We start from the raw sequence: 23,868 nt of genomic DNA on the forward strand, positions 1-23,868 counted from the left end.
CGAGACGGGGTGGGGTGATCTCTCAACTCGGGCATCGTTCGAGATGAGAGACTGTCACCCCACCCCGCCGCACTCCGGACGATGCTTCGCATCGCCGGGTTCGCGTCGACCCTCCCCCTCCAGGGGAGGGTGAAGGCCGTCCGTCAGCTATTGCACCCCACCAAGACAGAGTTAGATAGAGTCTCTCACCCGCACGAGGCCCAGCCATGACCGTCCACGAACGCAACATCTCGGCATCGATCGATCCGATAAAACTCGACCGGCTCGCCGAGGTCGCCATCCGGATCGGGCTGAACCTGCAGCCGGGGCAGGACCTGCTGCTGACGGCGCCGAGCGTGGCGCTGCCTTTGGTGCGCAAGGTTGCCGAGCATGCCTACAAGGCCGGCGCCGGCCTGGTGACGCCGATCCTGTCGGACGAAGAGATCACGCTGGCGCGCTACCGGTTCGCTCAGGACGACAGTTTCGATCGCGCCGCCGGCTGGCTTTACGACGGGATGTCGAAGGCATTCTCCGCCAACACCGCGCGGCTCGCCATTGTCGGCGACAATCCGATGCTGCTGGCGGGCGAGGATCCCGCCAAGGTCTCGCGCGCCAGCAAGGCCAATTCGATGGCCTATCAGCCCGCGCTGGAGAAAATCGTCGGCTTCGACGTCAACTGGAACATCATCGCTTATCCGAGCCCGGCCTGGGCGAAGCAGATGTTTCCGGGCGACGAGGAAGATGTCGCGGTGGCGAAACTGGCCGACGCCATCTTCGCGGCCTCGCGCGTCGACAATGACGACGCGGTCGCGTCATGGAAGAAGCACAACGCGGTGCTGCGCGAGCGCACTGAATGGCTGAACGGCCAGCGCTTCAGCGCGCTGAAATATTCCGGACCGGGCACCGATCTCACGATTGGTCTCGCCGACGGCCATGAATGGCAGGGCGGCGCTTCCACCGCGAAGAACGGCATCATCTGCAACCCCAATATTCCGACCGAGGAAGTGTTCACCACCCCGCATGCGCGGCGGGTCAGCGGCCATGTTGTCAGCTCCAAGCCGCTGTCCTATCAGGGCTCGCTGATCGACAACATCTCGGTGCGGTTCGAGGACGGCCGCATCGTCGATGCCAAGGCCTCGCGCGGCGCCGAAGTGCTGAACAAGGTGCTCGACACCGACGAGGGCGCGCGCCAGCTCGGCGAAGTGGCGCTGGTGCCGCATTCCTCGCCGATCTCGAAAAGCGGGCTGTTGTTCTTCAACACCCTGTTCGACGAGAACGCCGCCTGCCACATCGCGCTCGGCCAGTGCTACTCGAAATGCTTCGTCGACGGCGGCAACCTGACGCCGGAGCAGATCGCGGCCCAGGGCGGCAACAAGAGCCTGATCCACATCGACTGGATGATCGGCTCCGACAAGACCGACATCGACGGCGTTCATGCCGACGGCCGGCTTGTGCCGGTGTTCCGCAAGGGCGAGTGGGCCTGAGATAGTTAACGGGCGGCGCGAGCCGCCGCCCGATGCCAAAGCGGGCGTATTTGGCCTCTAATGCCTTCGATTGCGGCAGGCGGCCCGCAATGCGGCCGGTCTTGCATGCAACCTTGGCCATGGCGTTTTGGCCGCTATTGGCCTAAAGCACGCCCAACTCAATCAAATCAATCATCCACGCGGCTGTGCATCTGCCAGGCACGCGAGCTTCAACCGATCCGGTTCGAAGCCGTATTCGGCTTTTCAGCGCTAGCGCCAACCAAGGTTTTCCCCTCCCGTGACATTCTCAACCACCAGCCCGCCGCTCGCCCGGGCCCTCGCCGAGCGCAACTACGATTCCGCGACCGCGGTGCAGACCGCCGTGCTCGCTGACGCCGCTGTCGGCCGCGACCTGCTGGTCTCGGCGCAAACCGGCTCCGGCAAGACCGTCGCCTATGGGCTCGCCATCGCCAAGGACCTGCTCGGCGACGCCGAGCGGTTCGAGCGGGCCACCGCGCCCCTGGCGCTGATCGTGGCCCCCACCCGCGAACTGGCCTTGCAGGTGCAGCGCGAACTCGCCTGGCTCTATCAATACGCCGATGCGCGCGTGGTCTCCTGCGTCGGCGGCATGGATCCGCGCGCCGAGCAGCGCCAGCTGGCGGCGGGCGCCCACATCGTGGTCGGCACGCCCGGCCGTCTCTGCGACCATTTGCGGCGCGGCCGCCTCGACGTCTCGCAGTTGAAGGCCGTGGTGCTCGACGAGGCTGACGAGATGCTCGATCTCGGCTTTCGCGAGGACATGGAGTTCATCCTCAAGACCACCCCGGCCACCCGCCGCACGCTGCTGTTCTCGGCGACGCTGCCGCGCGGCATCGTGGCCATTGCCAAGACCTATCAGCAGCAGGCGTTTCGCGTCGAAGTCGAGGGCGACGAAGGCGGTCATGCCGATATCGAGTATCGCGCCATCCGGATCGCGGCGGCCGATGTCGAACACGCGGTCGTCAACGTGCTGCGCTTCTTCGAATCGCCGGGCGCGCTGGTGTTCTGCAACACGCGTAACGCGGTGCGGCACCTGCAGACGACGCTGTCGGAACGCGGCTTCTCCGTGGTCGCGCTGTCGGGCGAACTGACCCAGAACGAGCGGACCACGGCGCTGCAGTCGCTGCGCGATGGCCGCGCCCGGGTCTGCGTCGCTACCGACGTCGCGGCGCGCGGCATCGACCTGCCGAACCTCGACCTCGTCATTCACTCCGATCTGCCGAACGATGCGGAGGTGATGCAGCATCGCTCCGGCCGCACCGGCCGTGCCGGCCGCAAGGGTGTCAGCGTTCTGCTGGTGCCGCCGGCGCGCAAGCGGCGCGCGGAATTGCTGCTGAATCTCGGCGGCATCGACGCCGTCTGGGGCACCGCGCCCACCTCGGAAGAAATTCGCAAGCTCGATCAGGAGCGGATGCTGAAGGACACGCTGTTCGCGGAAGAGCCGACGCCGGAGGATCTGGTACTGGCGCAGGCCATGCTGGCCGAGCGCTCGCCCGAGGAAATCGCGGCAGCCCTGGCGCGGCTCTACCGCGCGCGGCTGCCGTCGCCGGAAGACATTCTCGATCCCGGCCAGGGCGCCGGCCGGTCTCGTGACACCAATAGCCGGGACACCAATAGCCGGGACAAAGGCGCGCGTCCGCCGCGTGGTGAGGATCGCGATTACGCGCCGCGTTCAAAACCCGGCAAATCATCGCCGCGTCACGGCGGCATGGCGGAGGGGAGCGTGTGGTTTCGCGCCGCCATCGGCCGCAAGAAGAACGCCGAAGCGCGCTGGCTGTTGCCGATGATCTGCCGCCGCGGCGGCATCGACAAGCATGACATCGGCGCCATCCGCATCATGGACACCACCACCGAGTTCGAGATTTCCAAGGGGGCCGCGGAATCCTTTGCCGCCATGATCCGGCGTCCCGACAAGGAAGACAACATCCGCATCGAGGCGATGACTGAGGCGCCGCAGAGCCAGCCGCCGCAGGAGAAGCGTTCCTATCCGCCGCGGCGCGAAGCCGGCGCCGCGGAGCGCGGCGATCGCCCGAACGATCGTTTTCGCGACGAGCGCGGGCCGAAGCCGCACGGCAAGCCTGCTGGCGGAAGCGGGCCGGGCTTTGCCCGGGAGCCGGGCTTCGACAAGAAAAAGAAATATGCGCACAAACCCGCTTACGCGGGAAAGCCGGCGCATGCCGGCGCGGGCGATGCGAAGCCCGCGTTCGGAAAGAAGAAAAAGAAGAATCGCGCCGGCTGAGGCGGCGCGCGGTCTAGCGTGTTCCGTCCGCCGGCAGACCGCCGAGCGTTCGCGCCGACGGCGGACAGGTGATGGTCGCCTCCAGCGTATTCAGAATGTTTTCCGTGGTGAAACGCTGGTCCCACAGCCGGTTGCTCCGGGTCCTCGGCGTTTCCTGCGCGGCCTCGCGCGCGGACAGGATGGCGTTGGCATAGGAACATCGACAGTCGCTGCTCGAGCAATGCCGCCGGCAGCGGCAAAGCCGGGAAAGTGGCGCGCTGCTCGCCGACGTGATGCGGCGCATTCATTGCGGCGCCGATCCGGAAAAAGTCGCGGCATCCGCGTTTCTGGTGTGGCAGCTCGGCGAAGCCACCATGCGGCTGGCGATCTCGCTGCCCCGCAGGGAAGGCGACGCGATCGTGGAGGCTTACAAGCGGATGACCCTGCGCGAGATTGCGGAAGTCTGACGCGGCCGTTGTTGGCGAGGCGAAATATGGTATGGCCTGCCTTCGACTGCCAATCGATGTCCGACCGGATTTTGCAATGACCGATACGCTTGACGGCTTCGCGCCGCTCGTCGCCATCCAGCCGCTGCTCGCCGAACTCGCCGCGCGCGCGGCCGAGATGGAAGAGGCGCGGCGGCTTCCGGCGGATCTGGCGCGCAAGATGGCGGAGACCGGTGTGTTTCGCATGGTGACGCCAAAACGCTATGGTGGCTTTGAGGCCAGTCCGCGCCAGATCGTCGGGACCATCGAGGCCATTTCGGCAGTCAATGCCAGCGCCGGCTGGTGCACGATGATCGCGGCCACGACCGCGCTCAACGCCGCCTATATGGCGCCGGACGCGGCGGCCGAAATCTATGCCGATCCCCTGACGATTACCGGCGGCGTGTTCGCCCCGATGGGCAAGGCGATCGTCGAGGGTGACGGCTACCGGGTTTCCGGACGCTGGCAGTGGGGCTCGGGCTCGGCGAATTGCAGCTGGCTCTGCGGCGGATGCACGGTCTGGGAAAATGGCGAGATGAAGCGCCTCGCCAGCGGCGCGCCAGAGATGCGGATGATGGTGTTTCCCGCCAGCGACGCTAGTTTGCACGATACCTGGCACGTGATGGGCCTCAAGGGTACCGGCTCCGGCGACTTCGAGGTCAGGGATATGTTCGTGCCGCGGGGAAGGTCGGTGTCGCTGATCAGCGATGCGCCGCGCGAGCAGGGGCGGCTGTTCAAGTTTCCGTCGTTCGGATTGCTGGCGCTGGGCGTCAGCGCGGTCGCACTCGGCAATTGCCGCGGTGCGCTCGATGCCTTTGTGGCGCTGGCGACCGTCAAGAAGAGCCAGGGCTCGGCCAAAACGCTGGCCGAGCGCCAGACGGTGCAGGCGGCCTATGCGGATGGCGAGGCGAAATGGCGCGCCGCGCGTGCCTACCTGATGGCCGAGATCGACCGGGTCTGGGAGATCGCCGGCCGGCCGAAGCCAATTCCGGTTGAAGCGCGCACCGATCTGCGCCTCGCCTGCACCCACATGACGCGCACCGGCGCCGACATCTGCCGCACGCTGTACGACCTCGGCGGCGGCAGCGCGCTGTTCGAGAGCAGCGACCTGCAGCGCCGCTTCCGCGACGCCCACGCCATCACCCAGCACATCGTCACCGCGCCCGCGACCTACGAGTTGATCGGCCGTATCCGGTTCGGCCTGCCGACCGATGCGGGCATGCTCTAGGACGCCGTTTGATCAGCCGAGCTTCAGCCGGTAGAAATCGGTCGCTGTGTTAGAGAACAGCGCCGTCCTCTCGGCTTCGCTGTATTGCGCGGCGATGCGCTTGAAGGCGTTGAAGATAACCTGATAGCTGCACTGGCCCTTGTCGGGTGGAAAATTGCTTTCGAACATCGCGCGGTTGGGGCCGAAGGCCTCGATGCAGGTTTCGATATACGGACGCCACGCCGCCGCGGCCTGTTCCGACGATGGCGGCATCGCCCGCTCGTGAAAATCATAACCGAGCAGCCGCATCGCGAGTCCGCCGAGTTTCACCGAGACATTGGGGTACTTGGCGATTTCCTCGATCGAGGCCTTCCACGTCACAAACGTCTCCTCGCGCTTGCCGGCGAAACGGCCGATGCCGACCGGGCCGCCGCAATGGTCGAGCACGATCCTGGTGTCCGGAAAGGCGCGGGCGAGATCGACCAATTCCCCGATCTGCGGATGAAACAGCCAGGCATCGAAACTCAGGTTCAATGGTGCGAGACAGGCAAAACCCTCGCGGAAGGCAGCATCGAGCAGCAGGCCTTTCGGTCGCTTGGCATACATGCCGGCGACCTCGAACTCGGCATCCCATGCCGAGGAGTGCCGGATGCCGCGGAAGCGGCCGCCTCCGGCAGCGATTTCCGCTTCCAGCACCGGTTTTGCGCCATCGCCGAGCAACAGATTGACGTGGCTGACGATGCCGGCATTGATCTGCGCCGGACCATAGCCGCCGCTGGCGCTCATCGCCGCGACGCCGTTGGCGAACTCGACTTCGCCGACCGGGCGGAGCGCTTCGGGTCCTGACGCACGGTACATCGATCGGCAATCGACATAGACGGTCGCGACAATATTGTGGCCGGAGGCGATATCGGCAGCCATCTCCTCGAGCATGTAGCGCTGGCCGCCGCGATCCCAGAGATGATGATGCGGATCGACGATCGGACGGGCGGGATCGATCACTTCCTCGGTGTACTGCGCCAGCCAGTCTTCGCGTGGATCGGCATACAATCCGCTGCTCGATGCCGCGGCAGTGCTGGTGGTCATCATTTCACTCCCTGTCTTTCTTGTTATTGTTGAAGCCTCGCGGCCCAGTGACTCAAACCCCGTCCAGAATAATCACCGTCGGCGTTGTCGGCAGCGTCTCCCGCGATATTTTGAGGCTCCGCTCGCCGCGGCGGTCGATCTCGAACTGCTGGCCGATCTTCTGCATGAAATCGTCGAGCGGGGTCATGAAGCGATGCATCGGCAGCACCACCGAGGAACGCAGCCGCCGCGTGATCTCGGAAATGCCGTCGAGCGACATCGTATAGGTGCCGTCGATCGGCACCATCAGGATGTCGATGCGGCCGATCTGGGCGAAATGGCTGTCGTCGAGCTTGTGGTGCAAATGGCCGAGATGGCCGATGCAGAGGCCGGCGACCTCGAAGATGAAGATCGAGTTGCCGTCCCGGACCAGCGCGTTGTGTGAATCGTCCATGGTGTAGGGGCGGATGTCGGTGGTGACGTTGCGGATATAGACGTCGCCGATGCGCTTGTTGATATAGGCGGGCTTACCGTCATCGCCCCAGCCATGCAGCACATGCGCGATGCCGCGGTCCGGGGACAGCGAGTAATGCGTGGAATGGGCGCGGTTCATGGTGACGACATCGGGCAATCGGCCGGTCTGGTAGGCGCCGCTGTAGTCGGTCGCGATCCGCACGCCGTCGCGCGACTCGATGTAATAGGTCGAATGGCCGGCATAGGTGATCGTGACTTCCTCGCCCTTCGCGGCTGCAAGCCGCAGGCTGACCGGCGTGGCGCGCGGCGGCGCATTCGCCATCGCCAGGCACTCGCTGCGCAGCGGTTGTTGTTGCTGGGCGGCGGCCGGCGCCATCAGCGGACACAGCATGGCAATGACGACAGGCAAGGATCGCAGCATGGCAGGCCCCGTGTTCCGATGACCGGAGCGGCACTGTATCGCCGAATCCGGCAGCCGTCATGGCGACATCGATGCTGGCCAGTCATCTGGAGGCGGCAGACTGGAACAAGATGTCGCGGTTTGAATTGCCGTCCGCCGGAATTCCGGCGGGTGTTTCGGCATTTTCCGCTTGGCTGCGACGCCCGTTAAGCGATTAAGCTGGGCGCTGTGGCCAAGCCTGGACAGGTCGAGCGCAAGCATCGTCTCGATCCGGGCACGCCACGCGGGAGTTGCATCCGGGGGTCCAGTTTGATGCGTGCATCCTCATCCCATCGGCTGGAGCCGTTGCGCCATGTCGATGCCGGCGCTCTCAATGTCGCCTATCACGAGGCGGGTCCCGTCCACGGTCCGGTCGTGATGCTGCTGCACGGCTTCCCCTACGACGTCCATTCCTATGTCGACGTTGCCCCCATGCTGGCGGCGCAAGGCTGCCGCGTCATCGTTCCCTATTTGCGCGGTTATGGCGCAACCCGATTCCGCGACAAGGCGACGCCGCGCTCGGGAGAGCAGGCCGCGTTGGGCGCCGACCTGATCGCGCTGATCGATGCGCTTCGCATCCAGCGTGCGGTGTTCGCCGGCTATGACTGGGGTGGCCGCGCCGCCTGCGTCGGCGCCGCGCTATGGCCGGCGCGTTGCGCTGGCCTGGTGTCGCTCAACAGCTATAATATTCAGGATATCGCGCGAGCCATGGTGCCGGCCAGCGCCGAGCGCGAGGTCGCGCTCTGGTACCAGTATTATTTTCAGCTCGAGCGCGGCCGCGCCGGTCTCGCCGCCAACCGGCGCGAGATCGCGAAAATTCTTTGGCAACAATGGTCGCCGAACTGGGCCTTCGACGACGCCACCTTCGATCGAACGGCCGCAGCCTTCGACAATCCTGACTACGTCGACGTCGTGATCCACAGTTACCGTCATCGTTACGGGCTGGCCGAAGGCGATCCGCAATATGCCGGTCTGCAGCAACGGTTGGCGGCGCAGCCTGCGATTTCGGTGCCCGCCATCACGCTGGACGGCGCCGGCGACGGCGTGTTCCCCGCCAATGACGGCAGCGCGACCGCGGCGAAATTTACCGGCCCGCGCAGCCATCGGGTGATCCCGCGTGCGGGGCATAACCTGCCGCAGGAAGAACCCGAAGCGTTCGCGGCGGCGGTGATGGAGTTAGTGAAGGCATAAGTCCCGAATCCCGTCATTGCGAGCGCAGCGAAGCAATCCATCTACCACCCCGCGCAGTTCATGGATTGCTTCGCTGCGCTCGCAATGACGATTTTTCAGTAAAGGCAATTCAGATGTTGAAGCGCTACGCCGTTTTGTTGACCTTCCTCGCCGCGTTCGGCGTTGCCTCGCCCGCTGCGGCCGAAGAGTTTCCCAACCGCCCGATCACCTGGATCGTGCCGTTCGCGCCAGGCGGCATCACCGACACCACCTCGCGGCTGGTGGCTGATGAAATGTCGAAGTCGCTGGGCCAGACCGTGCTGATCGACAACAGGGGCGGGGCGGGCGGAACCGTCGGCACCGAGCAGGCGGCCCGTTCCAGGCCCGACGGCTATACGATCCTCTACGGAACGCAGGGCACCATGGCGGCCAATGTCACGCTGCGCAAGAACCTGTCCTACGACCCGCTGACCAGTTTTCTCCCCGTCCATATGATGGCGGAGTCGCCGAACATTTTTGTGGCCTTCGAGGGCGCGCCATTCAATTCGGTGCCCGAGTTGATTGCCTATGCCAAAGAGCATCCGGGCAAGGTGACCTTCAGCTCGGCCGGTGTCGGCACCGGAACACATCTGGTCGCCGAACTGTTCAAGACCGTCGCCGGCATCGACATGCTGCACGTGCCCTACAAGGGCAGTGCGCCCGCGCTCAACGACCTGATCGCGGGGCGAATCGACGTGATGTTCGATTATCCTGTTTCGGTCGGCCCGCATATCGAGGCGCGCAAACTGAAGGTGCTGGCGACCACCGCTCCGACGCGGCTGAAGAACATGCCGAACGCGCCGACCATGGCCGAACTCGGATTGCCTGATATGACCACCGAGAGCTGGTCCAGCATCATGGTGCCGGCGGGCACGCCGACCGGGATCGTCGACCGGCTGGCGGCCGCCGCGCATACCGCGCTGACCTCGGAGCGCGTCCGCACCCATTTCGAAAAATTCGGCACCAGGGCGATGATGCAGCAGAAAAGCGAGGCCACGCCGTTCATCCAGAAGGAGATCAAGCGCTGGGCGGACGTGATCGAAAAGGCAGGGCTGGAGAAGCAGTAGGCGTCGCCGAACTCAATCCCGCCGCGGGCTGATCTTCCATGTCACCGCGATAATCGCCGCAGTCATCAGGCCGCTGATCAATCCTGCGACCGGAAGCGCCAGCGCCAGCACGGCGGTGGCGGCCCAGCCGATCGAGGAGAAGGCTTCGGCGAAGGTGGCAAAGCGCGACGAGGTCTGGCGGCGGCGGAACTGGCTGCGCCGGGCCTGCACCCGGAACCAGTGCTGGATCGCGGTGGCCGATGCCGCCGCGATGATGATGCCTGATGCGGTGACTGCCGCCTGCAGCGGCGCGGCCCAGGCCAGCGCCATCAGCAGCGGCGCGAAGATGACGGCGATCGCGATCAGTACTACCTCGATCTTGGCGCGGGTCACGCGTGACGCCGGCAACGGCGCGGTCGCCACCAGATCGGGGGCGTCTTCGCCCGAAATCGTCAGCCAGGCGAGGCCGCCCGCGAGCTGGCCGGCGGCCATCACGATCACAGGTGTGATCAGCACGAGCGCGGCGTCGCTATCCGCAAAACTCTTCCATAGCAACAGCGCCGGCGGCACCAGGTAGAGCAGCTGCATCAGGCTCTGCGACAGCAGCCAGGGATCGCGCTTCAGCAGCACGAATTCCTTCCAGCGCAATGCCTGCTGCCGCGAGCCGGCGCGAAACGCTTTCGTGCGAAGACCTTGCTGCGCCGTCGCGGGGTTGGCCGAAGCGCTGACGACGGTGTCGGCGAAACGCGGCGAGAAGATCGCCATGACCGCGCCGAGCAGGACGAGGCCGCCGGCCAGCAGGCCCAGCAGCGCCTCGCCGTCGCCAAGGGCCGCGCGCGCCGGCCACCAGACGATGCTGTCGAGCGCGGGCGCGAAGGCCGCCGCGGCATCCGACGTCAGCACCGCGAACCGGGACAACGTGCCGTAGGACAGGATCGCGGCAATTTGCAACGCAATGACAAAACCGGCGCCGATCACGGCGGCAAGGATTTGCGCCACCAGCCGGGTGCGGCTCGGGCCGATCAGACGAAACAGCACGACCGTGATCGCGATTGCGACCGCCGCGGCCGAAAGGCCGATGGCGACGACCACGCCGAACGCGGCAAGCCAGCGCCAGCCGCCGCCGATGACGAGAACATCGACGAACGGCGTCGACAGCAGCAGCGCCATCGCGATCACTTGCAGCGCGATCGCCGCGATGCGCACCGAAAACACGTTGGCCAGGGCGACCGGCGACGACATGATCAGATCGAGGTCGGCGCGGGCGTAAAACACCCGCGTCACCGATTCGATGGCCTGCGACAGCATCAGCGCCCATGCCAGAAGAATGGTCGCGGTGATGACGATCAGGGTGGATTTATCCAGCGGTTCCTGCAGGTCGGCGAACCGGCCGATCACGGCGTAGGCCGGCAGATGCATGATCGCGGCAAAGACAATCAGCCCGATGATGGCGGTGCGCTTGCGTCCCTTGCGGCCGGCGGTGAGCATCGCCAGCCCCTCGCGCCATGCCAGCCGGATTTCGTGCCGGGCAAACCAGGTCAGATCCGCGGACGAACTCATGCCGCGGCGGCCTCGGTATCGACCAGCGCGATGAACATGTCCTCCAGACTGGTGTCGTTGCGCCCGTTCTGCTGGCGCAACTCGCTCAGCGTGCCCTCGGCGATCAGCCGTCCCGATGCGATGACCCCGATCCGGTCGGCCATCCGTTCCGCGACTTCCAGAATATGCGTGGTCATGATCACGGTGCAGCCTGATCGCACCCGGTCGCCGAGCAGGCCCTTGACGTGGCGCGCCGACACGGCGTCGAGGCCGGTGAGCGGTTCGTCGAGAATGATCAGGCGCGGGTCGTGCACCAGGGCGCCTGCCAGCGCCACTTTCTGGCGCATGCCCTTGGAAAATCCCTCGCAGCGTTCGTGCAGATGCGGCTCGAGGCCGAGCGAGACCAGCAAATCATGGGCCGATGGTTCGGAAATCTCGGGGTCGATGCCCCACAGCCCGGCGACGAAGGCGAGATATTCCAGCGGCGTCAGCTTGTCGTAGATCATCGGCTCGTCCGACACCCACGCCGTGATCTGCTTGGCGGCGACCGGATCGGCCAGGGCGTCGATACCCAGCACCGAGACCGAGCCGGCATCGGGCCGCAGCAGGCCGGCCACCATGCGCAGCGTCGTGGTCTTGCCGGCGCCGTTGGGCCCGAGCAGCGCATAGAACTCGCCGGTTCGGACGGTCAGGTCGAGCGCGTCGACCGCGAGGCGGTCAAAACGCTTCGTTAACCCTCGTAGCGCCAGCGCGGATTTATTGGGCTTCATGTCGGGGCGATCCAGCATTTGCATGGGATACGCAGCATGGACCGAAGAACTTTCGGCGCGGTGAATCGAGGGCGGCAAATCCCGCCGATGCGCTGTCCTGCCCGGGACCGCCCAAGACATTGCACAAGACTGCGGCATTTGTCCGCAACCGGCCGCCGGGACGGCAACCAGCGTTAAGTTGACAGGGATCAGTGCTTTGGGCTGTATACCGGCCAGCTGTTCGCGAGTGCTTCGACACCGGCGATGCGGGCAGCGACTAGACACAAGATGCGGCAAAGGCGGTCAATAGAATCGCCGCGCATCCGGGGGAGGGAAATCTGCAATGCTGGACTTTGTTCAGCAGTTGGTGAGCGGTATTGCGCTCGGCTGCGTCTACGGCCTAATCGCGCTCGGCTTCGTCCTGGTATACAAGGCGACCGAAGTCGTGAACTTTGCGCAGGGCGACCTGATGATGCTGGGCGGGTTCTTCGCCTTCACCTTCATCGGTGTTCTCGGCCTCAATTACTGGATCGGATTCGCCGGCGCCGTGGTGGCGATGGCGCTGTTCGGCATGCTGGCAGAGCGGGTCGTGGTGCGCCCGATCCTCGGTTATCCGCAATTCTCCATCATCATGGCGACGATCGGGCTCGGATACTTCCTGCGCTCCATCGCCGGCATCATCTGGGGCACCGACGACCTCAAGATCGAGACGCCGTTCAGCCAGGGCGTGCTGCGGATCGGCAGCCTGGTGCTGGCCTATGACAAGCTCTCCGTGATCGCGGCGACCATCATCCTCTGCGCGATGCTCTATCTGTTCTTCAACCGGACCACGCTCGGCACCGCGATGCGGGCGAGTTCGGAGAATATGCTGGCGGCCTATTATATGGGCATTCCGGTCAAGCGCGTGGTGTCGATCGTGTGGGCGATCTCCGCGGCGGTGGCGACCGCGGCCGGCGTGCTGCTGGCGCCGATCACCTTCATTCATTCCACTGTCGGCCTGGTGCTGGGGCTGAAGGCGTTTCCGGCGGCGGTGCTCGGCGGCTTCGGCTCGATCCCCGGCGCGGTGGTGGGGGGCGTGCTGATCGGGGTGATCGAGAGCATGGCCGGCTTCTATCTGCCGCAGGGATGGAAGGACGTCGCGCCCTACGTCGTTCTCCTGATGGTGCTGCTGCTCAAGCCCGAAGGCCTGTTCGGCCATCACGCGCGCAAGAAGGTTTGAGGGCCCAGCCATGCGTTTCATGTTCAAGACCGATTATGAAGACGACATCAAGCTGTTTCCGCACGGCGGCTACATCGTCACCTACGGTGTTCTGCTGGCGTTCCTGGTGGTCGCACCCTTCATTCTCTCCAGTTATCTCGTCAGCCAGCTGGTCTTCGTCTTCATCTACGCCACCGTCGGCGTCGGGCTGATGATCCTGACCGGTTTTACGGGGCAGGCGTCGCTCGGCCATGCCGCCTTTCTCGCCATCGGCGCCTATACCGCGGCGTACCTGCAGCAATACAACGTCCCGTTCCCGGTGTATTTTCTCGTCGCCGGCGTGCTGACCGGCGCGGTCGGTGCCATGGTCGGGTTCCCGGCGCTGCGGCTGCAGGGCATCTATCTGGTGATCGCGACGATTTCCTTCGCCTTCATCATCGAGGAAATCCTGGCACGCTGGGAAAGCGTGACCCATGGCAACGAGGGCATGCGGGTCAAGGCCCTGCAATTCCTCGGCACCACGGTGTCGCGCGACAGCCCCTCGTTCTATTTCCTCTGCCTTGCGGTGCTGACGCTGACCATCGTCGGCACGCTCAATCTGTTGCGCTCGCCGACCGGCCGCGCCTTCGTCGCGATCCGCGACAGCGAGACCGCGGCGCGCAGCATGGGCGTCAACGTATCGCTCTACAAGGTCAAGTCGTTTGCGATCTCGGCGGCGATCACCGGATTCGCCGGTGTCTTGTTCGCCCACAAGCTCAGCTTCATCAGCCCGGAAATGTTCACGCTGCAGCTCTCGATCGAGTTCATCATCGTGATCCTGATCGGCGGCGCCTTCAGCCCGCACGGCGCGGTGCTGGGCGCGATCTTCATCGTCATGATCGATCCGTTCCTGACCTACCTCAAGGACGACGTGCCCGGAATGATCGCGGCCGTCGCCGCGACCTTCGGCGCCGGCGCCGCGACGGCCGCGAAGATCCAGAGCAACGTCGCGGCGTTCGCTTCCGCCAACGGGCTGAAAGGCGCGATCTACGGCGTGATCATCGTGCTGTTCGTGCTGTTCGAGCCGCTCGGCCTCTACGGACGCTGGCTCAAGATCAAGCTCTTCTTCCAGCTGTTCCCGCTCTACAAGCGCGCCACCTTCAAGCGGCAGAAGATTTACGTCAAATCGGAGCGTAACCGATGAGCTACTTCCGCGCCGAGAACCTGTCGCTGCATTTCGGCGGCCTGAAAGCGGTCGACGCGGTCTCCTTCGCCGTGGAGAAGGGCGAGATCCTGTCGATCATCGGTCCCAACGGGGCCGGCAAGAGCTCGATCTTCAACCTGGTGTCGCGGATCTACAACCCGACCTCGGGCCGGATTTTCTTCGAGGACCAGGACATCACCGAGGAGCCCGCCTTCGGCATCGCCAAGCTCGGCATCGCCCGCACCTTCCAGAACATCGAACTGTTCGAGAATGCCACCTTGCTGAGCAACCTGCTGGTCGGCCGGCACCGGCATTCCACCACCCAGCTGTGGCAGGAATTGCTGTTCCTGCCGAGCGTGAAGGCGAACGAAAAGATTCACCGCCGCCGCGTCGAGCAGGTGATCGAATTCCTCGATCTCGAGCCCTACCGCGACAAGCTGATCTCGGGCCTGCCCTATGGCGTGCGCAAGGTGATCGAACTGGCGCGGGCGCTTTGCACCGAACCGAAGCTGATCCTGCTCGACGAGCCGTCGTCCGGGCTCAATGTCGAGGAGACCGACGACATGTCGTTCTGGATCCGGGACATGAAGACCGAGCTCGGCATCACCGTGCTGATGGTCGAGCACGACATGACGCTGGTAAACCGGGTATCCGACCGCGTGATCGCGCTGAACTACGGCAAGGTGCTGGCGATGGGATCGCCGGCCGAGGTGCAGCGTCATCCCGACGTCGTCGCCGCTTACCTGGGCGCTTGAGGGGGATGACGACATGAGTACCCCCGACATCATCCTCAAGCTCAGCAATATCGAGAGCTATTACGGGCCGATCATGGCCATCCGCGGTATCAGCATCGAGGTGCCGCGCGGAAAAATCGTGACCCTGCTCGGCGCCAACGGCGCCGGCAAGACCACGGTGCTGAAGACCATTTCCGGCATTCTCGATCCGCAGAAGGGTTCGATCGAATTCCTGGGCAAGCCGATCCAGCGCATGGAGGCCGACAAGATCGTGCGGCTCGGCCTCAGCCATGTGCCGGAGGGGCGCGAGGTGTTTCCGTTCCTGAGCGTGCGCGAGAACCTGATGATGGGCGCCTATCCGCGCAAGGATCGCGACAACGTCGCCGGCGACCTGGAACTGGTCTACGGCTATTTTCCGCGGTTGCGGGAACGGCTCGACCAGCCGGCCGGGCAGCTGTCGGGCGGCGAACAGCAGATGCTGGCGATCGGGCGGGCGCTGATGAACCGGCCGACGCTGCTGCTGCTCGACGAGCCGTCGCTCGGCCTGTCGCCGATCCTGGTCAAGGAGATCTTCACGATCATCAAGCGGGTCAACGAGGAGCAGGGCATGTCGATCCTGCTGGTCGAGCAAAACGCCAAGATCGCGCTGGAAACCGCCCATTACGGCTATGTCCTGGAAATCGGCCGGGTGGTCATGAACGACACCTGCGAACGGCTGATGCATTCCAAGGACATCCAGGAATTCTATCTCGGCGCCAAGGAAGAGGGTGCGCGGGGCGAACGGCGCTGGAAAAAGAAGAAAACGTGGCGCTGACGCAGAGTTGGCTTTTAGGGAAGATTCGGCGTTAAATACGGGTCCTGCTTTCGGAAAAGACTGGCTGTCAAGGCTGGCATTCGCGGGCGGGGCCGAGAGGCGGAGGGAACGAAATATGGCCAGACCCGCAGTGTTGACTGTGGCGGACACGATCGCGAAGAGCTTTTTGCTGGCGGTGGAAACGCGCGGCGACAAGCCCGCGATCCGCGAGAAGAAGTTCGGCATCTGGCAGCCCACCAGCTGGCGGCAGTGGCAGCAGATATCGAAGGAAATCGCCTACGCGCTGCACGCCATCGGCTTCCGGCCGGGCGACGTCGCCTCGATCATCGCCAACGCCGTGCCGGAATGGGTGTATGCCGATATGGGCATCCTGTGCGCCGGCGGCGTTTCCTCTGGCATCTACCCGACCGATTCGGCGGTCCAGGTCGAATATCTGGTGAACGATTCCTCGACCAAGGTGATCTTCGCCGAGGACGAGGAGCAGCTCGACAAGATCCTGTCGTGCCGGGCGCGCTGCCCGACCTTGCAGAAGATCGTCGTGTTCGACATGGAAGGCCTCAACGGCTTCATCGATCCGATGGTGATGTCGCTGGCCGAGTTCATGGCGCTGGGCAGCAATCACATCAACGACCACGCGGCGCTGTGGGACGAGATGATCGCAAGCCGAAGCGCTGCCGACCTCGCCATCCTGGTCTACACCTCCGGCACCACGGGCCCGCCGAAGGGCGCGATGCATTCCAATCGCAGCGTCACCCACCAGATGCGCCACGCCAACGACCTGTTTCCGTCGAGCGATGCCGAGGAGCGCCTGATCTTCCTGCCGCTCTGCCATGTCGCCGAACGGATCGGCGGCTATTACATCTCGCTGGCGCTGGGGTCGGTGATGAATTTCGCCGAAAGCCCGGAAACGGTGCCGGACAATCTGCGCGAAGTGCAGCCCACCGCGTTTCTGGCGGTGCCGCGGGTCTGGGAGAAATTCTATTCCGGCGTGACCATCGCGCTGAAGGATGCGACCCCGTTGCAGAACTGGATGTATCGCCAGGCATTGGGGCTGGGCTATCAGCTGACCGAATACAAATTGCAGGGCGACACGGCACCGCTGCCGTTGCGTCTCGCAAATCAGGCAGCCTACTGGCTGGTGTTCCGCAACATCAGGCGCATGCTGGGGCTGGATCGCTGCCGGCTGGCCTTTACCGGCGCCGCGCCGATCGCGCCCGATTTGATCCGCTGGTATCTCGCGCTCGGCATCGACATGCGCGAAGTCTACGGCCAGACCGAAAACTGCGGCGTCGCCACCGTGATGCCGCCGGATCGCATCAAGCTCGGCTCGGTCGGCAAGGCCGCGCCGTGGGGCGAGGTGAAGGTTTCCCCCGAAGGCGAGATCCTGATCAAGGGCGACTTCCTGTTCATGGGCTACCTCAACCAGCCGGAAAAGACCGCCGAGACCATCGACGCCAAGGGCTGGCTGCATACCGGCGACGTCGGCTCGATCGACAATGAGGGTTTTGTCAAGATCACCGACCGGATGAAGGACATCATCATCACCTCGGGCGGCAAGAACATCACGCCGTCGGAGATCGAGAACCAGCTGAAATTCTCGCCCTACATCTCCGACACCGTGGTGATCGGCGACAAGCGGCCGTTCCTGACCTGCCTCGTCATGATCGACCAGGAGAACGTCGAGAAATACGCCCAGGACCACGACATTCCCTTCACCAACTATGCCAGCCTGTGCCGGGCGCCGGAAATCCAGGATCTGATCCAGCGCGAGATCGAGGCGGTGAACGTCAATTTCGCGCGGGTCGAAACCATCAAGAAGTTCTTCCTGATCGAGCGTCAGCTGACGCCCGAGGATGAGGAACTGACGCCGACCATGAAGCTGAAGCGCAGTTTCGTGAACAAGCGCTACGCGGTCGAGATCAACGCCATGTATGGCGAGCGCGCGGTGGCGTGAGCGACGAGCAGACGAGCAATCGGAAACGGCGAAGGATCTAAAGGCCCCGGCCTTCGCTCAACACGGGCCACACGAAGAGGAGACTGCAATGTCGAAATCGTTCAAGGTGCTGGGCCTTGCGGTGGGCGCCCTTGCGCTGACCCATCTGCCGGCCGCAGCGCAAACCAAGGTCACCAATGAAGGCATCTCGGCGACCGAGATCGTCATCGGGACCCACCAGGACCTGTCCGGCCCGATCAAGGGCTGGGGCGTGCCGGTTTCCAACGGCATGAAGATGGCAGTGGAGGAGGTCAACGCCGCCGGCGGCGTTCATGGCCGCAAGATCAAGATGGTGCTGGAGGATTCGGGCTACGACCCGAAGCGCGCGGTGCTGGCGTCGCAGAAGATGGTCGAGCGCGACAAGATCTTCGCGATGGTCGGCCCGATGGGCTCGCCCACCGTGCTCGCCTCGCAGGACGTTTTGTTTGACGCCGGAGTGTTGCAGCTGTTTCCGCTGACCGCGGCCGAATTCACCTTCAAGTTCGACCCGGCCAAGCCGCAGGAACGGCTGAAGTTCAACAACCTGCTGCCCTATGTCGAGAGCACCCGCGCCGCCGTCAAGTACATGATCGAGACCAAGAACTTCAAGAAGCCCTGCATCATGCATCAGGACGACGAGTACGGAAAGAACGTGCTCGATGGCTTCACCCAGCAGCTTACCGCGATGAAGCTGACGCCGGCCTCGGTGACCAGCTACAAGCGCGGCGTCTCCGACTTCAGCGCGCAGGTCGCCAAGATGAAGGCCGACGGCTGCGATATGGTGTTGCTCGGCACGGTGCTGCGCGAGACCATCGGAACGATGGGCGAAGCCAAGAAGCTCGGATGGGACGTGACCTTCCTCGGCGCCACGCCCACCAACGTGCTCGAAGTGCCGGCGCTCGGCAAGGAAGTGGTTGAGGGGCTCTATGCCGCTTCAGGCTTCGAAATTCCCTACGAAGACACCGCGAAGGGAAAAGTGAAGGACTGGCTCGCCAACTACAAGAAGATGTTCGGCGCCGACGCCAACACCCAGGCGATCATCGGCTACAATGCGGTGATGACGTTCGCCCATTATGCCAACAAGGCCGGCAAGGATCTGACCGGCCAGAAGATGCTCGACGCGCTGGAATCCGGCGACAAGTTCCAGGATATCTTCTCTTCGCCGCCGACCGTGTTCTCGAAGACCAACCATCTCGCCACCACCATCACGCAGGTCCAGCAGATCAAGAAAGGCCGCTGGGTGCTGGTGAAGGAAGGCCTGATGTTCTGAGGCCGGTTTCGCTCTGACAAAAGAAGGGCTGCGCGAGACGATCGCGCAGCCCTTTTTGTTTGGCTTATCTGCGGAAGCCGGTACGTGCCAGATGGTTCGAGACGCGCTCCTCACCATGAGGGAGCGGAGTGCGCTGCGAGAGACCCGAGGGAGGCCCTCATCCTGAGGAGCCGCGCCGCTTCGCGCGGCGTCTCGAAGGATGGCCGCGAGTCAGCCATTGCATCCGTATTCGTGAGGCTTCCTTCGCAAGCTTCGAATCTGACTCGTCACTTCCTGAATATCTTCAGCCAGACATCGCCGAGGATCGCCGGCTCGCGCGGCGGCAAATAGGTGAGGCCGGCGGCCTTTGCGAGGTCCGCCATGGTGCCGGCGGCCTGCAGCTCGGTCAGCGCCTTGTTGACCGCTGTGATCAGCGCCATGTCGCTGTCGAGGCCGACATAGCCCCGGTTGGCGCCGACCGGATAGTAATATCCGGAAGCGGCAAGTTTGGTGTCGGGATTGGCGGCGCGATGGGCGTCGAACCGGCGCAGGTCGAGCAGCGTGGCGTCGAAGTCGCCGCCCTCGAGCGCGCCCAGGAGGTCGTGGCGGCCGGGCACCAGATGCGTGATGCTGTCGATCAGCCGGCCGTTGTCGAACGTCATCAGGATGGCGTCGCCAAGCGTCCCGCTCTCGATCGCGAGGCGCAGACCGGTGAGATCGGCGATGCCGTCAATGCGGCGGTCGCGCGCCTTCGGTCCGAGGATGACCGTGAGCGGCGCATGGATGTAAGGCTGGCTCGGGGCCAGCACGCCCAGTGCGACGCGGCGCCGGCGGTCGGCGCTGCTGCGGCCTTCGTAATCCGGCGGTTTGGCGGTCTTGACGCCGGGCGCGACCAGCGAATCCTGCGTCAGAGCATAGCTGCCGACCAGCGCGCAGCGGCCGTCGGAGAGCAGCGCGTTGGCTTCCAGCGCCGGGCTGGAATCCTCGTCGAGCTTGCTGCCGAACCACTGGACTTGGAGCGGCCGGCCGAGTTTTGCGGCGACCGCCTCGGCCAGCGCGACATCGAAGCCGGAGTCGGGGGCGCCCTTGCGGTGCGCCGACAGCGGCGGCAGATTTTCGTCGAGGCAGACCCTCAGCGGCTCGCCCGCGGCATGCGCCGGCACAATGGCGGCCGCCGTCAACACCGCGAGCGCGGATGCCGTCAGCCAGGTTCTCATGGTGTCCTCCGGCTCGAGGCGAAGGCCCAGAGCGTCGCGATCTGCTCGTCGCTCAGAAGGTCGCCCCAGGGCGGCATTCTGTTGTTCTTGCCGAGCTTCACGGTGGTGATGAAACGATCCCTGTCGTCCGGAAACCGGCGCAGGTCGGGCGCGACGGCGCCGCCGCTCACCATGTTGGGGCCATGGCAGTGCGAGCATTTCTGCGCATAGGTGACCTTGCCCTGATCGATCTGAGCCTGATCGGCGCCAGCATTTTGTTGCGGCAGGGCGGCGGGCGTCGGCGTCTGCGCGCTTGCCGTCACGGTGACGGCGGCGAAACACGCCGCCGTCCAGAACCAGGATCGTCTGATCACGCGCGGCCCTACTGCTTCACGGCGAACACCCAGAGCGATCCGCCGGTGGGCACGCTGGCCAGCCGCTCGTCGCCTGCGAACAGGGAGTAGACGCCGCCATAGCCGCTGGTGATGGCGACATATTGCACGCCGTCCTGCTGCCATGTCACCGGCTGCCCCTCGATGCCCGATCCGGTCTGGAACTGCCACAGCTTCTTGCCGTCATTGGCATCGAAGGCTTCGAACTCGCCGGTCAGCTGGCCGGAGAACACGACGCCGCCGGCGGTCGACAACACGCCCGAGAAACGCGGGATGGCGCTGCCCACTTCCCACTTGGACTTTCCGGTCAGGGGATCGATGGCCCTGAGATGGCCGCGCGGCTCGCCGGCGGGGGGCCATTCCCACAGATCGGTCAGGTCCATGCCGAGATACCACTCGCCGGCCTTGTAGGTCGCAGGCTCGGACTTGTAGCGGCCGCCGAACGACAGCGTGTTGGCGTAGGCGAGGCCGGTCTGCGGATTGAACGACATCGGCTCCCAGTTCTTGCCGCCGAGGATCGAGGGATACACCACCACCTTCTTGCCTTCGCGGGCCTCCTTGCTGACGTCGGTCTCGACCGGACGGCCGCTCTTCATGTCGATGCCGCTGGCCCAGTTGACCTTCACATAGGGATTGGCCGCGAGCAGTTTGCCGTTGGTGCGGTCCAGCACATAGAAGAAGCCGTTGCGGTTGGCGTCCATCAGGACCTTGGTCGGCTTGCCCTCGACAGTGATGTCGGCGAGCACCATCTCCGCGACCGCGTCATAGTCGAACGGGTTGTTCGGCGAGAACTGGTAATGCCATTTGATCTTGCCGGTCTTCGGCTCGAGTGCCAGCACCGCGCAGGTAAAGAGATTATCGCCGGGGCGCACCGCCGCGTTGAACGGCCCGGGATTGCCGACGCCCCAATAGACCGTGTTCAGCTCGGGGTCGTAGGAGCCCGTGATCCAGGTCGATCCGCCGCCGAGCTTCCAGGTGTCGCCCTTCCAGGTGTCGCCGCCGGGTTCATCGGGGCTGGGTACGGTGTAGGTACGCCACAGACGCTTGCCGGTCGCCGGATCCCATCCGTCGATGAAGCCGCGGGTGCCGAATTCGGCCCCCGAAATGCCGGTGATGACGACGCCGTCGGCGACCAGCGGCGCCACCGTCATCGAGTAGCCTTCCTTGATGTCGGCCGCTTTCTGGCGCCAGAGCTCCTTGCCGGTCTTGGCGTCGAGCGAAATGACATGGGCGTCGAGCGTGGTGCGGAACAGCTTGCCGTCGTGGATCGCGACGCCGCGATTGATGATGCCGCAGCATACGATCCGCGGCGTCTCCGGCGGATACTCGACCTTGGTCTTCCAGATCTGCTTGCCGGTCTTGGCGTCGACCGCCATCGTGGCGTTGTGGGTGGTGACGTAGAGGACGCCCTGGTAGACGATCGGCTGGGATTCCTCGGCCCGGTCGTCGGCCAGGCTGTAATTCCACACCGGCACCAGGTTCTTGGCGTTGTCCTTGTTGATCTGGGTGAGCGGACTGAACCGCTGCAGATTGTAGCCCATGCCGTAATTGAGCACGTTGCCGGTGTCGGTCGCGCCCTTGACCAGTTGTTCTGATGTCTGGGCGCCGGCGCCGGGCGGGGCGAGAAAAGCGAGGCCAGCGGCCAGCGCGATGTGCTCGATCTGGATCTTGCGGAAAAACCGGCGAGTAAGAACGACGCGCGGTAAAGCTGTCATATTCACCTCCCAACGATCTCTAGCGGATCTGTTGCGATGGTAAGTCCGCACCGAGCACGCCGTCAATCGAAGGTAGAGCGGAAGCCGCAAAAAGAGAAAATTAGTCTCGCCACAATTTCCGCCAAACGAAATGCCACGCGCATTTCGGACGCACTGCAATATCGGGCGATGATTCAAATGCACCAACGTGCGATTGCCGTGATGTGCAAATTGCCTGGATGAAACGGAGCGGCTTGCGGCCGGTTACATCGGCGACGTTTCAAACCCGGCATCGCGGACCGCTTGCGACACCAGGTTGCGATCCCCGAGCACCGGCATTGGCGCCTCCTCGTAGCGTCTGACGCCGTCGCGATCGAGCACAAAGGTCGGCCGGTAGTTTCTGACCCGGGCGTCCTCGACCATCGCCATGCGGCGATTGTCCAGCGTCAGCCATTGTCCGTCCAGCCTTGCCGCGGCCACCGCGTGATCCTCGCCGCGGATGGTGTCGCGCATGATCACGATGCGCAAATCGTCGGATGAAACGCCGGCCCGCTGCAACGCAATGAATTTGGCGATGGCATAGTCTTCGCAATCTCCGGCGCCACGGGTCAGCGTCGCCAGCGGCGAGCTCCACACGTCGATCTGCCCATATTGTTCGAGGTCGCCCATCGGCCGGATCGCGAGGTTGATGGCGCGGTTGATCTCGCCGAGCCGGGCGCGGCCGCCGCGAGTCTTGCCGATGTCGACGATGGCGAGAAATTGCAGTGCTGCCGGCGAGGCGCAGCGATCGGGATCGCCTTCGCACAGCGCCAGCTGCACCATCTCATCGTCGAGGCGGCGCTGGACGCCCTGCCACTTCGCCAGCAGTCCGCCGCCGGTGAGATGCAATGCAAACAACCCGAATGGCTCGGCGGACCGTTCGACCGGATCCGGTGTCGCCGACGCTTTCAGCGTTTCCGCCGACAGCTCCGTCGCTGGCCCGAACCAGGCCAGGGCCAAGGCAAGCATGGCAAGTATGGCGGCGCGCAACGCGCGCGAATGACCCGATATCCCCATCTGACGCCCCATGTCCGGGCATCGGCGAGGGCTCGTTAGCCCGCTCGTGACCGGATCGTTTCGCGGGTGAGGATGGGCGGGGGAGCTTTTAGTTGACTTAAAACCGGTCCCGGGCGGCCGAAAAGCGCGAAACAGGCTGAAACCGGTCTCGTCAGTTTACGTAAAATTTTATGGATCGGCCGTGGCGGGTCGGGCTAATTCGCGGGAAATCTCACGCTACTGTTAGCTGGATCACAATGTTTGCCGGGAAACTGGCGCAGTGTTCTGCAGGGAAATGCAGGGTAAGGTCGAGCCAAGTATCGGGTTTTATTCTATACGGTGATCTACGCAAAAGGTGCTGTTGATAGGCGCTTTGGACCCGATGAACTTGCGAAACTTTCGACCAATACTTCGAATCTTCGATGTCCCGGACGAAAGGACTCGGAATGGCGGCCCTCCGGAATGTGATTTGTGCAAGCTGGAGATGGT

At 64.3% G+C, this 23,868-nt stretch carries 21 protein-coding genes; 12 read left to right on the forward strand and 9 right to left on the reverse strand.

The features are described from left to right. Positions 1 to 206: 206 nt before the first annotated feature. Entirely contained in the window at positions 207 to 1,463 is a 1,257-nt protein-coding gene (locus Q7T45_RS18910) for an aminopeptidase (protein WP_304872632.1), read from the forward strand. A 277-nt stretch (positions 1,464 to 1,740) separates the two neighbouring features. After that, a complete protein-coding gene (locus tag Q7T45_RS18915; protein ID WP_304872633.1) occupies positions 1,741 to 3,720 on the forward strand; it encodes a DEAD/DEAH box helicase in 1,980 nt (659 codons plus the stop codon). Positions 3,721 to 3,733: 13 nt separating this feature from the next. Here Q7T45_RS18915 and Q7T45_RS18920 read toward each other — a convergent pair whose 3' ends face one another. Continuing rightward, the gene (locus tag Q7T45_RS18920; RefSeq protein WP_304872634.1) at positions 3,734 to 4,003 is read right to left on the reverse strand and encodes a hypothetical protein; all 270 of its coding nucleotides are present in this window, start codon (positions 4,001 to 4,003) and stop codon (positions 3,734 to 3,736) included. On the opposite strand from Q7T45_RS18920, the gene Q7T45_RS18925 reads away from it, so the two are divergent. Further along, positions 3,993 to 4,166 (forward strand): hypothetical protein, encoded by a 174-nt coding sequence (locus Q7T45_RS18925; protein ID WP_370691317.1) that lies wholly within the window; start codon positions 3,993 to 3,995, stop codon positions 4,164 to 4,166. The genes Q7T45_RS18920 and Q7T45_RS18925 overlap by 11 nt on opposite strands. Before the next feature lie 76 nt (positions 4,167 to 4,242). Then, a complete protein-coding gene (locus Q7T45_RS18930; RefSeq protein ID WP_304872635.1) occupies positions 4,243 to 5,412 on the forward strand; it encodes an acyl-CoA dehydrogenase family protein in 1,170 nt (389 codons plus the stop codon). A gap of 12 nt (positions 5,413 to 5,424) precedes the next feature. Here the strand turns inward: Q7T45_RS18930 and Q7T45_RS18935 are convergent, their stop codons facing one another. Both Q7T45_RS18935 and Q7T45_RS18940 read right to left on the reverse strand, forming a co-directional pair. After that, complete coding sequence (locus tag Q7T45_RS18935) at positions 5,425 to 6,477, reverse strand: amidohydrolase (RefSeq protein ID WP_304872636.1); 1,053 nt, start codon at positions 6,475 to 6,477, stop codon at positions 5,425 to 5,427. 52 nt (positions 6,478 to 6,529) lie between these two features. Next, on the reverse strand, positions 6,530 to 7,351 hold the full coding sequence (locus tag Q7T45_RS18940; RefSeq protein WP_304872637.1) for an MBL fold metallo-hydrolase: 822 nt from the start codon (positions 7,349 to 7,351) through the stop codon (positions 6,530 to 6,532). A 291-nt stretch (positions 7,352 to 7,642) separates the two neighbouring features. Here Q7T45_RS18940 and Q7T45_RS18945 point away from each other — a divergent pair, with 291 nt between their 5' ends. Next, the gene (locus Q7T45_RS18945) at positions 7,643 to 8,560 is read left to right on the forward strand and encodes an alpha/beta fold hydrolase (protein ID WP_304872638.1); all 918 of its coding nucleotides are present in this window, start codon (positions 7,643 to 7,645) and stop codon (positions 8,558 to 8,560) included. 113 nt (positions 8,561 to 8,673) lie between these two features. Further along, a complete protein-coding gene (locus Q7T45_RS18950; RefSeq protein ID WP_304872639.1) occupies positions 8,674 to 9,645 on the forward strand; it encodes a tripartite tricarboxylate transporter substrate binding protein in 972 nt (323 codons plus the stop codon). Between the two features lie 12 nt (positions 9,646 to 9,657). Here Q7T45_RS18950 and Q7T45_RS18955 read toward each other — a convergent pair whose 3' ends face one another. Both Q7T45_RS18955 and Q7T45_RS18960 read right to left on the reverse strand, forming a co-directional pair. Next, positions 9,658 to 11,184, reverse strand: a complete 1,527-nt coding sequence (locus Q7T45_RS18955) for a permease (protein WP_304872640.1) — start codon at positions 11,182 to 11,184, stop codon at positions 9,658 to 9,660. Next, on the reverse strand, positions 11,181 to 11,933 hold the full coding sequence (locus Q7T45_RS18960; RefSeq protein WP_304872641.1) for an ABC transporter ATP-binding protein: 753 nt from the start codon (positions 11,931 to 11,933) through the stop codon (positions 11,181 to 11,183). The genes Q7T45_RS18955 and Q7T45_RS18960 overlap by 4 nt, the downstream gene beginning before the upstream one ends. A 322-nt stretch (positions 11,934 to 12,255) precedes the next feature. On the opposite strand from Q7T45_RS18960, the gene Q7T45_RS18965 reads away from it, so the two are divergent. The 6 genes from Q7T45_RS18965 to Q7T45_RS18990 all read left to right on the forward strand — a co-directional run bounded on the left by Q7T45_RS18965 (position 12,256) and on the right by Q7T45_RS18990 (position 19,083). Beyond that, positions 12,256 to 13,131, forward strand: coding sequence for a branched-chain amino acid ABC transporter permease (locus Q7T45_RS18965; RefSeq protein ID WP_304872642.1), 876 nt, complete (start codon positions 12,256 to 12,258; stop codon positions 13,129 to 13,131). Positions 13,132 to 13,141: 10 nt separating this feature from the next. Then, the gene (locus Q7T45_RS18970; protein WP_304872643.1) at positions 13,142 to 14,293 is read left to right on the forward strand and encodes a branched-chain amino acid ABC transporter permease; all 1,152 of its coding nucleotides are present in this window, start codon (positions 13,142 to 13,144) and stop codon (positions 14,291 to 14,293) included. Continuing rightward, positions 14,290 to 15,048, forward strand: coding sequence for an ABC transporter ATP-binding protein (locus tag Q7T45_RS18975; RefSeq protein WP_304872644.1), 759 nt, complete (start codon positions 14,290 to 14,292; stop codon positions 15,046 to 15,048). Before Q7T45_RS18970 ends, Q7T45_RS18975 begins: the two co-directional genes overlap by 4 nt. Positions 15,049 to 15,061: 13 nt before the next feature. Next, positions 15,062 to 15,841, forward strand: coding sequence for an ABC transporter ATP-binding protein (locus tag Q7T45_RS18980; protein ID WP_304872645.1), 780 nt, complete (start codon positions 15,062 to 15,064; stop codon positions 15,839 to 15,841). Between the two features lie 115 nt (positions 15,842 to 15,956). Beyond that, complete coding sequence (locus Q7T45_RS18985; protein WP_304872647.1) at positions 15,957 to 17,795, forward strand: long-chain fatty acid--CoA ligase; 1,839 nt, start codon at positions 15,957 to 15,959, stop codon at positions 17,793 to 17,795. An 88-nt stretch (positions 17,796 to 17,883) separates the two neighbouring features. After that, positions 17,884 to 19,083 (forward strand): ABC transporter substrate-binding protein, encoded by a 1,200-nt coding sequence (locus Q7T45_RS18990; protein WP_304872649.1) that lies wholly within the window; start codon positions 17,884 to 17,886, stop codon positions 19,081 to 19,083. A gap of 266 nt (positions 19,084 to 19,349) precedes the next feature. Here Q7T45_RS18990 and Q7T45_RS18995 read toward each other — a convergent pair whose 3' ends face one another. From Q7T45_RS18995 to Q7T45_RS19010, 4 genes are all read right to left on the reverse strand, one after another. Beyond that, positions 19,350 to 20,279, reverse strand: coding sequence for an ABC transporter substrate-binding protein (locus Q7T45_RS18995; protein ID WP_304872651.1), 930 nt, complete (start codon positions 20,277 to 20,279; stop codon positions 19,350 to 19,352). After that, positions 20,276 to 20,632 (reverse strand): cytochrome c, encoded by a 357-nt coding sequence (locus Q7T45_RS19000; RefSeq protein ID WP_304872653.1) that lies wholly within the window; start codon positions 20,630 to 20,632, stop codon positions 20,276 to 20,278. The genes Q7T45_RS18995 and Q7T45_RS19000 overlap by 4 nt, the downstream gene beginning before the upstream one ends. Before the next feature lie 8 nt (positions 20,633 to 20,640). Beyond that, positions 20,641 to 22,311, reverse strand: a complete 1,671-nt coding sequence (locus tag Q7T45_RS19005; RefSeq protein ID WP_304872719.1) for a methanol/ethanol family PQQ-dependent dehydrogenase — start codon at positions 22,309 to 22,311, stop codon at positions 20,641 to 20,643. A gap of 297 nt (positions 22,312 to 22,608) precedes the next feature. Continuing rightward, complete coding sequence (locus tag Q7T45_RS19010; protein ID WP_304872721.1) at positions 22,609 to 23,400, reverse strand: transglutaminase-like cysteine peptidase; 792 nt, start codon at positions 23,398 to 23,400, stop codon at positions 22,609 to 22,611. Positions 23,401 to 23,868 lie beyond the last annotated feature (468 nt).

It is taken from the genome of Bradyrhizobium sp. (assembly GCF_030646015.1).
Classification (GTDB): Bacteria; Pseudomonadota; Alphaproteobacteria; order Rhizobiales; family Xanthobacteraceae; genus Bradyrhizobium.